The organism is Ditibartonella apis (genome assembly GCF_001952075.1).
Classification (GTDB): Bacteria; Pseudomonadota; Alphaproteobacteria; order Rhizobiales; family Rhizobiaceae; genus Bartonella; species Bartonella apis.
The window spans coordinates 968,780-980,731 of record NZ_LXYU01000001.1 but is presented as its reverse complement, the minus strand read 5'-3'; the positions used below and the strand labels follow the sequence as shown (position 1 = coordinate 980,731).

General features: G+C 44.7%; 11 protein-coding genes. 8 read left to right on the top strand and 3 right to left on the bottom strand.

All coding sequences use genetic code 11. The features are described 5' to 3' along the window. The 3 genes from PEB0122_RS04430 to PEB0122_RS04415 all read right to left on the bottom strand — a co-directional run. Positions 1-238: BapA prefix-like domain-containing protein (locus PEB0122_RS04430; protein ID WP_143238790.1), on the bottom strand; the 238-nt coding region annotated here is incomplete at its 3' end. A gap of 668 nt (positions 239-906) precedes the next feature. Beyond that, positions 907-1,680, bottom strand: coding sequence for an acetoin reductase (locus tag PEB0122_RS04425; RefSeq protein ID WP_225867785.1), 774 nt, complete (start codon positions 1,678-1,680; stop codon positions 907-909). A 1,081-nt stretch (positions 1,681-2,761) separates the two neighbouring features. Then, complete coding sequence (locus PEB0122_RS04415; protein ID WP_075869094.1) at positions 2,762-3,106, bottom strand: DUF3088 domain-containing protein; 345 nt, start codon at positions 3,104-3,106, stop codon at positions 2,762-2,764. A 231-nt stretch (positions 3,107-3,337) separates the two neighbouring features. On the opposite strand from PEB0122_RS04415, the gene PEB0122_RS04410 reads away from it, so the two are divergent. The 8 genes from PEB0122_RS04410 (at position 3,338) to PEB0122_RS04375 (ending at position 11,786) form a co-directional block, all read left to right on the top strand. Then, positions 3,338-4,342, top strand: coding sequence for an MsnO8 family LLM class oxidoreductase (locus tag PEB0122_RS04410; RefSeq protein WP_075869095.1), 1,005 nt, complete (start codon positions 3,338-3,340; stop codon positions 4,340-4,342). A gap of 21 nt (positions 4,343-4,363) precedes the next feature. Next, on the top strand, positions 4,364-5,695 hold the full coding sequence (locus tag PEB0122_RS04405) for an LLM class flavin-dependent oxidoreductase (protein ID WP_075869096.1): 1,332 nt from the start codon (positions 4,364-4,366) through the stop codon (positions 5,693-5,695). Between the two features lie 18 nt (positions 5,696-5,713). Then, positions 5,714-6,328 carry an FMN reductase gene (msuE, locus tag PEB0122_RS04400; RefSeq protein ID WP_075869097.1) on the top strand — a complete coding sequence of 205 codons (615 nt, stop codon included), beginning with the start codon at positions 5,714-5,716 and terminating at the stop codon, positions 6,326-6,328. Positions 6,329-6,342: 14 nt separating this feature from the next. Next, positions 6,343-6,915, top strand: a complete 573-nt coding sequence (locus tag PEB0122_RS04395) for a GNAT family N-acetyltransferase (protein WP_075869098.1) — start codon at positions 6,343-6,345, stop codon at positions 6,913-6,915. A 12-nt stretch (positions 6,916-6,927) separates the two neighbouring features. Further along, entirely contained in the window at positions 6,928-8,781 is a 1,854-nt protein-coding gene (locus tag PEB0122_RS11960; protein WP_075869099.1) for an amino acid ABC transporter permease/ATP-binding protein, read from the top strand. Positions 8,782-8,830: 49 nt separating this feature from the next. Continuing rightward, a complete protein-coding gene (locus PEB0122_RS04385) occupies positions 8,831-9,781 on the top strand; it encodes an ABC transporter substrate-binding protein (RefSeq protein ID WP_075869100.1) in 951 nt (316 codons plus the stop codon). A 97-nt stretch (positions 9,782-9,878) separates the two neighbouring features. Continuing rightward, entirely contained in the window at positions 9,879-10,820 is a 942-nt protein-coding gene (locus tag PEB0122_RS04380; RefSeq protein ID WP_075915610.1) for an ABC transporter substrate-binding protein, read from the top strand. Between the two features lie 15 nt (positions 10,821-10,835). Then, positions 10,836-11,786, top strand: coding sequence for a PLP-dependent cysteine synthase family protein (locus tag PEB0122_RS04375; protein ID WP_075915608.1), 951 nt, complete (start codon positions 10,836-10,838; stop codon positions 11,784-11,786). Positions 11,787-11,952: the final 166 nt, after the last annotated feature.

Sequence of the window (11,952 nt, the reverse complement as noted above, 5' to 3'; positions counted from 1 at the left end):
CATCAATGAAAATCAAATTGCAAATCGGATGTCCCGCACTGAAAAAGTTGTTGATGCGGACAGTCTTCCCGTCTGCAAAATCAATAACCAGATCATTACCGGCACGGCTATAATTGGTGATGCTTTCCTTGTCTGCTGTAAGAACAAAATTGTGCGGCTTGCCACCACTATCAACAGACCCGCTTCCCTCGGTCAACTTGACGACTGGATGCTGCTTGATGATATCCGACTTTGTCATATTCTGTTTCCTACATCACTAAATTGCTATACTGTGGCATTGATGCGCCACGCGTTCAGCACCCAATATTTTGTGATTTCCCCCGCAGAAAACACTTTAAGGAACCTGCCGCCGAAAAGACAAATTCCGTCTGTCACCTACCAAGTTTCCAATAGGCTTTTATACTTTCAGTTGAATTTTATAATATACAACTTCTAAATGTGTTTTCAAGATTGCAATTATCGGTTGATCATCTATGATCTGAAATCAAATTTCTATATTTAAAAAAATAAGAGAAAATTTTTATAAAAAATTACAAAATTACGTTACTATAAATTTTTATATTGCTTATTATTAGTTTTATTTTCTTATTGCCATACTTTATTAGACATTTATCAATTGGATTCAGTTTTTTAAAAATAAATATAAGTATCAATTATTTAATTATTTATTTTTTATTTATATATTCACATTGATAAACATATCAAATATAGTAATATTAAATTATCTATTTGAATTACAAATAATGTTTAATTTAAATTTTACTTAAAATAATTACTTAGTTTGCTAATAAAATTCGTTATTTTTATTCACCAAATATTCAAAAACATCTTTTTTAAAAAGAAAAGGCCGTGAAATATTCACGGCCCCTATTAGAAATTATTCAAAAACACACATGTTTCAGTTTCTTAGCGGTAAACCATACCACCATCGGTCAAGATAGCCTGACCTGTAATATAGTCGGAAGCAGGACTTGCGAGGAATGAAACGAGGTTTGCCACATCGTCCGGTGTTTCTGCGCGACCAAGCGCAATACCGCCAACAAATTTCTTATAGGTTTCTCCAAGCGGCGCACCCGTCGTTTCATGGAAACGTTTGTCAATTTCAACCCACATATCTGTGCCGACAACCCCCGGGCAATAAGCGTTAACTGTGATGCCATGGGAAGCATATTCCTTAGCAGCCGCCTGCGTCAAAGCACGCACAGCAAATTTCGTTGCCGAATAGATGCCCAACATTGCATAGCCTTCATGACCGGCGATAGAAGAAGCACTGATGATTTTGCCTTTTTGTTTACGCGCAATGAATTTTTTGGCCGCCGCCTGAATGCCCCACAGGGCTCCCTGAACATTGATCTTGAAAATTTTCTCGACTTCTTCAGGCGTTACATCGGCCAAAGCATTGACCTGTGCAATACCGGCATTGTTAACCATCACATCGAAGCCGCCGAGGTCTTTTTCAGCTTGTTCGATCGCGCCATAAACCTCTTCACGCACGGAAATATCGCCAATGATTGTGGTGGCCTTTTGCCCCAAAGCTTCGATTTCTTTTTTAACAGCCGCAATCTTGTCTTTCTTGACATCAACGAGGCCGATATTGAAGCCGTCTTTTGCCAAATGCAAAGCAATTGCCCGACCAATCCCCTGTCCGGAACCTGTGACTACAGCTACTTTATTCGTCATGAAAATTCTCCCTTTCATTCGAGATGTCTTTTTCAGTTAGTGTTTAGAAGGAAACAAAACAAGATGAAAAAATGACGCAGTAAAAAAATAGTATATTTTTATTTAAAAAAATTATAAGAACAACTTTACATTATTTACAAAAGAAATACCTTCTGTAAATTCAAAACATTATTTCAATATCTATCCGCTGCAACGAAAACGAAAATCGTTTATCATAATAGCAGACCAAAGCTTGGCAGAAAAGCGTTTTATTTTTCCGAACGTTTATTTTTCAACTTGTCCGCAATAATATAGAATATTTCAAAATCTGTGTTCTAAAGGCTAATCATTTTCACAAGCCCAAAGGGAATGATAGATTATCCGCCACCCGTTCGTGATCGCAACCCCATCCTCGTGCCCAATGTCCCGTTTGCAACTCACAGTTTGCAAATGCCTGTTCACCATTCATTGTCGCATTTCAACTTTTATCGCTACCCGTTAAAACATATGTGTTATGGCAAAACCGAAACGATAATGATCGTTGTTATTCTATCGAAATGGCTGATAAATCCTTGGAAAGCAACAGTGCATTTATTCTGTTTTGAAAGCTTAAAAAAAGGCCAACCACTTGATATATTTTTACGAGCGTGATTTTGAAAACCATCTTATATCATGATGAACCGGCGCTCTGCTTCAAAAAATTTATTCAAATAAAGAGGTAGAAAGCGTGAAAAACACATTTGTCATTTTCCAGTCGATCATCCTGAAAAGCGTTCGGGTTTTGTAAATGATGCATGAAATATTGCCCGCTTCCTCTGCCCGTTGTTCAAACATCATCACTTCTTCGATAAGAAAGTCGCAGCGAAAAAATTAAAAGGGGCGACCACGTAAGAGCAGAAACATGCTGCTAGAATAACATACCATAAAAATCGGATTGCGCGATTTTTTAACGAAATATGGTGGCAATTCAAAACTTCCTGTTGCCACCATCTTTTGATCTTCGACAGATTTTACCGTTCCGTCATTTTTAATGGCTATCAGAATATCAATCCCGAAGCATGATCATCATGCCATTCTGCCATTAAATCTTGGCGAGCCAACCTCAATGGCTGACCGGAATGCCGTAAAGCTCCGCTAAAGCCGCCAATATCGGGGCAGATCCGGCAACAAGCTGGTGGCCGTTATATTCACCTGTCTTATGGCTGGTTGTGCGACCTTTTCCCAGAACCAGAAGTGGCAGGGACTGGTTATCTTCACCGGCAATGGCAATAACTTCTTCACGCGGGCGCGGAAAATCTGCATAACGCACATCAAGCTCGCGAAGCTTATCTTTATAAGAGGAAAGCGCGCCTTCTATCGGCAGGCAATGCGGGCAATAAAAAATTTTGTCGGGCTGTTTTGCGTCTTTGAACGCTTTTGGCAATAGAAAAAGAATGTCTTTTGACATGATGACCTCACATAAAATTTTGGGTGAGAGAGTTATACGACTTTGTTTGACCGCTTCATGATTATCGGAATTTAAATAATCAATAAAAGCGGGAAATGTTTTTCAACATTATCAGAATCTATAGAATAGTTAGGCTACCAAAATCAAAAATCTCCGCCGATTATAAATGTCAACACGATGTCCGGAAGAAAAAGGACTTCGAACACAGTTTAACCGGCAGGAGATTATGTAATGGTCTATGATTTAAGCCTTTTGGATAAATGCCCGCTTGATGTCAACCGCAATGCCGGTCAAGCCTTAAGAAACGCTGTTGAAACAGCTCGTGCTGCAGAAGCCGCAGGCTTTCGCCGCTTCTGGGTTGCCGAACATCATCATTCCAAAGAATTCGCGTCAAGTGCACCGGAAATACTTGTTGCCTATCTCTTGGCAGCGACACGGAAAATCCGTATCGGTTCGGGGGGCGTCATGCTACAGCATTATAGCCCCTACAAAATAGCGGAAGTTTTCAATGTGCTTTCAGCGATCGAACCGGGGCGCGTCGATATCGGCATCGGCAAAACACCGGGGGGCTTGCCACACACAACCGCAGCTTTGCAAGCCGAATTTTCCGATGACAAACGTATCGGTTTCGAAGAGAAGTTGGAACTTCTGGATAGACTCCTTGGCGGGGAAGAAATAAAGGAAGGCCGTTTCAAAGGGTTGGCTGCAACGCCCAAACCTGAAGTCCGTGCAAGCACATTTCTGCTTGGAGCAAGTGCAGAAAGTGCAAAATTGGCTGCACGTCTCGGCTGGCAGTTCAGCTATGCCGGACATTTGAACGGCAGCGAAGAAAAGTTGAAAAATACTGTTTCCACTTTTCGTCGTGCGACGTCGGGCGGCGTGCCACAATTGGCACTTGCAGCCGTTATCGACCAGTCCGACAAGCGCGCGAAAGAACGTGCCAATGCCATTTCCATTTATAAAATCCATTTTTCCGATGGCAAAGTGTTCTCCCTCACCACTTTGGAAGCGGCAGAAGATTTCGGGCGTTTGTCCGGCCGTTCCGATTACACGATCGAAGAACACCATACACAAATTATCGCTGGCACAGCAGCCACAGTAAACAAAGAGCTTCAAGCCCTTCATCATCAATTCGGTATCGGAGAATTCATGTTGGAGTTGCCTGCAAGCAGTGTTGAAGAACGAATTGATGCAATAGGCGCACTTGCTTTCGAGCAAGAAAAAATTGCTGCCTGAACCCTATCGAGGAGACGTAAGATGACGCATAATAAAATCAATTTCGGCATCATGCTTCATGGTGCAGGCGGCCATATGAATTCATGGCGCCATCCTTCTGTTCCGGCAGACGCAAGTGTCAATATTGCTTACAATGTCGATCTTGCAAAACGCGCCGAAGCCGAAGGGCTAGCCTTCGTTTTTGTTGCTGACGGGCTTTATATCAATGAAAAATCGATCCCGCATTTTTTAAACCGTTTCGAACCTCTCACTCTGCTGTCGTTTCTTGCGGCTCATACATCAAAAATCGGTCTCGGGGGCACTGTTTCAACCTCTTACAGCGACCCGTTCACAGTAGCACGCCAATTTGCTTCGCTCGACCTTTTAAGTGGCGGGCGGGCTGCATGGAACATTGTAACAACTCCGCTTGAAGGCACAGCCAAAAACTATGGCCGCCCTCACCCCGATCATACATTGCGTTATGAAATTGCCAGTGAATATATTGATGTTGTCAAAGGGTTATGGTCTTCATGGGAAGAAGATGCGTTTGTTCGCAACCGTGAAACCGGCCAGTTTTTCGACCCGAAAAAAATGCACCGCGTCAATCACCACGGCAAGTTTTTCACGGTTGAAGGACCGCTCAATATCCAGCGTTCTCCACAAGGTGAACCGGTCATTTTCCAGGCGGGTGCTTCCGAATCCGGCATCCATTTTGCCTCCAAATATGCCGAGGCAGTCTTTACCCACATTCAAGATATTGAAGGGGCAAAAAACTATGCCAAACATGTCAAAGATGGCGCGGTTGCACATGGCCGCTCACTCAATGATGTGAAAATTTTCCCCGGCATAAACCCGATCGTCGGGCGCACCAAAGATGAAGCGGAAGAAAAGTTCCGTGCGATACGCAATCTCGTCAACATTGAAGATGCGCTTGCCTATCTTGGCCGTTATTTCGACCATCATGATTTCGCCCAATATGACCTTGACAAACCTTTCCCCGAACTTGGTGACATAGGCAAAAACAGCTTCCGTTCAACGAGCGATCGCATCAAGCAAGAGGCAAAAGAAAAAGGCCTGACTTTACGCGAAGTGGCACTTAATGAAACCACCCAGCACGGTGATTTTATCGGTAGTTATGACGAGGTCACCAACCGCATCATCGAATGGTTCGATAAAGGCGCGGCCGACGGTTTCATTCTGACCATGCAGGTAAGCGGCCAAGGCTTTGATGACTTTTCTACCGAAATTCTGCCTCGTCTTGAAGAACGCGGCTATTTCGATCGCAAGCTCCATCACAACACATTGCGTGAAAATCTCGGCCTTGCCATTCCCTCGAACCGTTATGCCGAAAAACAGCAAATTGTTGCGGCTTGAAGCCGGAAGGATAAGAAAATGGGTAAAGTGATTGTTTTTTCCGGCAGTTTCAACCGGCCATCAAAAACCACCGCTCTTGTCAATTATATTGGCAAAGAAGTTGCTAAAAAATTCGGCACAGAGGTTGTAACATACGACCTTCTTGATGTCGGAAACACACTCGGTCTTGCCCAACGCGCCGATAAGCTTGAGCCGAAAGGCCAGCAAATTATCGAAGAACTGACATTGGCAGACGCACTTGTTATCGGCAGTCCCGTCTATAAAGGCAGTTATCCGGGATTGTTCAAACATTTCATCGATCTTATCGAGCCTGAAAGACTTTATGGAAAACCTGTACTGCTTTCTGCAACCGGTGGCGGCGACCGTCATGCGTTGATGGTTGAACATCAATTGCGTCCGCTTTTCGGTTTCTTCATGGCTCATAGTCTGCCGACAGCAATTTATGCCTCAGCACGTGATTTCGGGCCGGATAATGAAATCCGCTCGCAGGATCTTATTGCCCGTATTGAAAAAGCCGTCAACCAATTCACGCCCTTCATCAAAAAACAACCAGCCGATAGTGCTAGTCAAAAAACAACCATTCAACTGGCAAGGGAAAATAACGATGTTCTTCCCCTTGCGGCCAATTCCTGAGGGGGGAAAAGAAAATGAAACAATTTATCTTTACCAGCCTTAAGGATCCGCGAGCAGCGCGGCTGCGCGCCGCCCTGATAGAAGAATATGACAGCCGTTACGGCAATTTTTATGATGAAGAAGGTGCAAAAGCCGAGCTTGATCGTTATCCGCCCGAAGATTTTGCTCCGCCAAGGGGAAATTTCCTTCTCTTGATTGACGGAGAAGAGACAATCGGTGGCGGTGCTTTCAAATTTTACGATGAAACGACTGCCGAACTCAAGCGTATCTGGATTGATAACGGTTATCGCCGCCAAGGGCTTGCCGCGCTTATTCTCGAACAACTTGAATTGCAAGCGCGCCGGCAAGGCTATCGCCGACTTTATCTCACCACGGGTTTCCGCCAGCCGGAAGCTGTCAATCTCTATTTGAAAAACGGCTATACCAATCTGTTCGATTTGAATGGCGATTGGGAAGCCTACCGGCATTTGCCGTTTGAAAAAGACATTAGCAATAAACACCCCGAAAACAACAACGAACGCGATAACCGGCTTCGTTCATTTTCGCCTGTCAAAGCGCAAAGCGCATTGTCGCCAAAAAGCCTTTGAAAAGGAGTAACCATGTCATCAACAACAGATATTCACACCCCCGATCTATCTGCCAATTTCAACTTTGAAGAAAAGCAATATTCGGATTGCAAGGTTGTTCCCGCACGTTATCCGTTGCGAATGCTGGGTACGGTGTTTTCTGTTCTCGTTATCGGGGCCATTCTATATTCGGTTTTCACGAATGAAAAATGGGGCTGGTCTGTTTTCGCGACATGGTTTTTATCCGAACCGGTTCTTGCCGGTCTCGGGCGGACGATTTTGCTGACCATTCTTGCGACGATATCCGGCTCGATACTCGGAACCTGTCTGGCACTGGCACGTGTTTCAAAATCGCCACTGCTTTCCGGCCTATCATGGAGCTATATCTGGTTGTTGCGTTCTATACCGCTCATCGTGCTTTTGCTTATTCTCAACAATCTGGGTTATCTTTACGAAAGCGTCCGCCTTACCAATCCGTTGAATGGTGAAGTACTCGTCAATTACCCGATGGTATCACTATTGACGCCTTTTCTTGCCGCTTTCATCGGATTGACGCTTAACCAGTCGGCATTTTTTGCTGAAATCGTTCGCGGCGGCATTTTGTCGGTCGATAACGGACAGCACGAAGCCGCCGCTTCCCTCGGCTTATCAAAAAAACGCCAAGTCTTGCGCATTGTATTGCCGCAAGCCATGCGCACGATTTTGCCGACCGGCTTTAACGAAATTATCGGTTTGGCCAAAGGAACCTCTATGGTTTATGTTTTGGCTTTGCCGGAATTGTTTTACACTGTTCAGGTTATCTATCGGCGCAATCTCGAAGTCATACCGCTTTTGATGGTTGCAACCGTCTGGTACCTTGTCATTATGACCGTGCTTTCAATTGTTCAATATTATATTGAAAGCATTTACGCCAAAGGTGCCGTGCGCAATCCGTCAGAACTTGCTTTTTCACGGATTGAACGTAGTCTCGGTAACCTTGCCCGTCATTTTCCGTTTTTCAAAACCCCGTCGGCAGCGAAAGACAAATTGACGTTAAGCGATCAAATTGAAGACTTGGCAGAGGGCGAAGCTCCCTCGCTTGACGAGTGCCAGCATACTGCTTTCGGCAATCTTTATTCGGGTGAAGGTGCAGAAGTCAATGTTCACAATGTGTCGAAATATTTCGGCTCCAACAAGGTGTTGGACAATGTCAGTCTTAGCGTGCCGGCAGGGAGTGTAACTGTTATTCTGGGGCCCTCAGGCTCGGGCAAATCCACACTCCTTAGAACGATCAATCACCTTGAACGTGTTGATAGCGGTTTTATCGATGTTGATGGCGAATTGATCGGCTATCGCAGAGAACAAAATACGCTTTATGAACTGAAAGAAAAAGATATTCTGAAACAGCGCGCAGAGATCGCCATGGTGTTCCAGAATTTCAATTTGTTTCCGCATTTGACTGTTCTTGAAAACATTATTGAGGCGCCGACACAAGTCAAACACACTCCCTATAAAATCGCTGTTCAGGAAGCGCTCGATCTTCTGGAACGGGTAGGCTTGAAAGACAAAGCCGGTGTCTATCCGCGGCAGCTTTCAGGTGGGCAACAGCAACGTGTCGCCATTGCCCGTGCATTGGCGCTTCGCCCTAAAGTTCTGCTTTTTGATGAACCGACATCTGCGCTTGATCCCGAGCTTGTCGGAGAGGTTCTCGATGTTATCAAAGAATTGGCTCGCTCCGGTTCGACGCTCATTGTTGTCACTCATGAAATTGGCTTTGCCCGTGATGTCGCAGATACAATTGTTTTCATGGAACATGGAAAAATAAACGAAATCGGAACACCCGACGAGGTCTTCAACCACACAAAACAGGCAAGAACAAAAGCCTTTTTAAACAAGGTTTTGAAATAATACGACAATTTGAAAAATCGGCAATTTGCCAAATATCATGAGGTTTTTTATGAGTTTATTCGGTAATAATTTCGGCGTCAGAACCATACTTATTGCGGCCAGTTTGACATTTTCGCAAGCTTCTTGGTCGGAAACTGTGCCACTTGATCTATCCGTGGAACAGACCGGTCGCCCGCATACGACTTTTAGTCAGGAACGCGCCAATGAAGTTGCCAATGTGCCTTTTGTGAAAAAGGATACATTGACAATCGCATTCAGCACAAACAGCAGCCTTCCCTTGCACGACTATGCAAGCGACGCAAAAACATGGATAGGATCGGATGCCGATATTATTTCAGCCATCGCTGAACGTATGGGGAAAAAACTCGAAATCATCAATATCAATTGGGCCGATTGGCCTTTGGGTCTATCAAGCGGCAAATATGATGGTGTTATTGCCAATCTGACAGTGACCGAAGAGCGCAAAGAAAAATTCGATTTCGCTACCTACCGCCACGACGTCATCGGCATCTATGTCAAGAAATCGAGCCCCATCAAAGAAATCAAAGAAGCAAAAGATATTGCCGGTTTGCGCGTAATTACCGATGCCGGTACAAATCAGGAAAAACTGCTTTTGCAATGGAACGATCAAAATGTGAAAGCCGGCTTAAAACCGGTTGAAGTACAATATTATGACGACCGTGCCCTACAAACACTGGCTCTCGACAGCAACCGCGCCGATGCCATTTTCAGTGTCAACGCCATGCAATCACTCGTAGCGGCCACAACCGGTAAAACAAGGCTCGTCGGTACTATCAATGGTGGCTGGCCATTGACCGCCGATATCGCCGTCGGTCTGCCTAAAAACAGCGCGCTTACCAAACCGGTTGCAGATTGCATCAACGACCTTATCGCCGACGGTACCTATGAAAAAATCCTGAAACGTTGGAACCTCTGGGAAGAAGGCATTTCGCAATCGCAAATCAATCCTCCCGGTTTGCCGAAACCGCAAGCCAAATAAAAGCTAGGCAAAATGAAAGTCCGGACAAAGAGAGTTCGGCGCAAGTCGAACTCGGGTCAAAAGAGATAAAGTTTTCATCCTAACCGTGAGGCCTCCCATGAAGAAGACCAAAATTTTCGTTCCGTTATTTTTCATCGTCTTCCTCGCCGAAACGGTGCTCAACGCTTCAGCGCTTGACCAGAAGCCTTTTTTTGACACTTCTGCCGAACAGAAGGGGCGTATTCACGTCGAAAAAAACGACGATGCAATCAAAGCAATTCCGCAAGATTATCATTTCGTCAATCAAGACAAACTGACCATTGCTGTTGCCCCGAGTGATCCACCATTATCGTTTTATGCAAGTGACGCAAAAACGCCCATCGGTTCGGAAGCGGACGTTGCCTCGGCTATAGCTGAAAGTTTGGGAAAACAGCTCGAGCTTGTTCCTATCCCGTGGATTGACTGGTCACTTGGCCTGTCATCGGGCAAATATGACGCCGTTATTGCCAATATCGGTGTCACTGAAGCCCGCAAGAAAAAGTTCGATTTCTCGACCTATCGTCAAGGCATTCACGGTTTTTATGTAAAAAGCGATAGCCCGATTAAAAAAATTGAAAAGCCTGAAGATCTTTCCGGACTTCGGGTTATCGTCGGTGGCGGTACCAATCAGGAACGTATTATGTTGCGCTGGAATGAAATCGTTACCCGTGAAAAACTTAAACCGATCGAGCTTCAGGACTATGACGATAGTGCAGCAAAACTTCTTGCTCTCCAGTCAGGGCGGGCAGATGTGATTGTGGGCCCGCATGCGCAACTCGTTTATATGGCATTGCGTGACAATAACTTGCGCAAAGCCGGAACCCTTATTGCCGGTTGGCCAAATCGGTCGGATGTTTCAGTTGTGACCAGAAAATCAAGTGGCCTTGCAGAACCGGTAACTATTGCCATCAACGGACTTATAAAGTCGGGCGCTTACGGAAAAATCCTCGCCAGATGGCATGTTGAAGATGAAGCGTTAGACGTTTCAAAAACCAATCCCGAAGGCATGGCTGACGAATAGTGGAGGCGTTATCCCATGAAAATCCATCACAATATCACCGATCTTATTGGCAAGACCCCGCTTGTCGAACTTCATCATTACGGCAAAAAACATCAATTAAAATCGCGTATTATTGCCAAACTGGAATATCTCAATCCGGCAGGCAGTATAAAAGACCGGGCCGCTTTGAATATGATTAATGAAGCGGAAAAATCCGGCAAGCTGAAAAAGGGCGATACCATTGTCGACGTTACAAGTGGCAATACAGGCATTGCGCTTGCCGCTGTGGCAGCAGCCAAAGGCTATGCAACGAAATTCTATGTAAGCGATAATATCAGTGCCGACAAAATAAAACTTCTCAAGCTTTATGGTGCAGAAGTGATTGCGGTTGAAAATGCTTTTTTTATGGATCCTGAAGCATTGGAAAAAATCTCTGCCCGCATCGTTTCGGAAAACCCGAACGCCTTTTTTATCGACCAATTGGCCAATCCCGATAATCCGAAGGTTCATATTGTCTCGACCGGCCCTGAAATCTGGGAAGATACAGACGGCCAAGTGGATATTCTGGTCTGTGCCATGGGTACAGGCGGAACAGTGTCGGGAACCGGAAAATATTTGAAATCGAAAAATCCGAAAATCAAAGTCGTTATTGCAGAACCGGCAGAAACCTCGCTTCCAAGTGAAGAAAATCCATATCCCGATGAAATTGACGGCGTGCACAAGGTAAGCGAAGTGCCTCCAGAGTCTCTGCCCAAGAACTATGCGGCAGAAGTGGTTGATGAAATTTTTTCACTCGACACTGCGGATGCTCTTAATGTTCAACGTGATCTCTTAACTACAGAGGGAATATTCCCCGGTGTTTCAGCCGCTGCCATTTTATGGACAGCAACCCGCCTTGCCGAACGGGAAGAAAATAAAGGCAAAATGATTATTGCAATTTTTCCTGATAGTGGCGAACGTTATTTGAGTGCTGCAACAAAGAACTAAGTTAATTGCATATTTGCGGGCAGATGAACTTCTGCCTGCAATTTTTTTAAGAATATTTGCAGTTTCAAATTTTGCATTTCCCGTAATAACTTTTTGCGAAAACTCAAAACCGAACGGAAAGTTTTTTCTGTCAACGCCGAAAACCAAAAACTTTTTAGTTTCAATT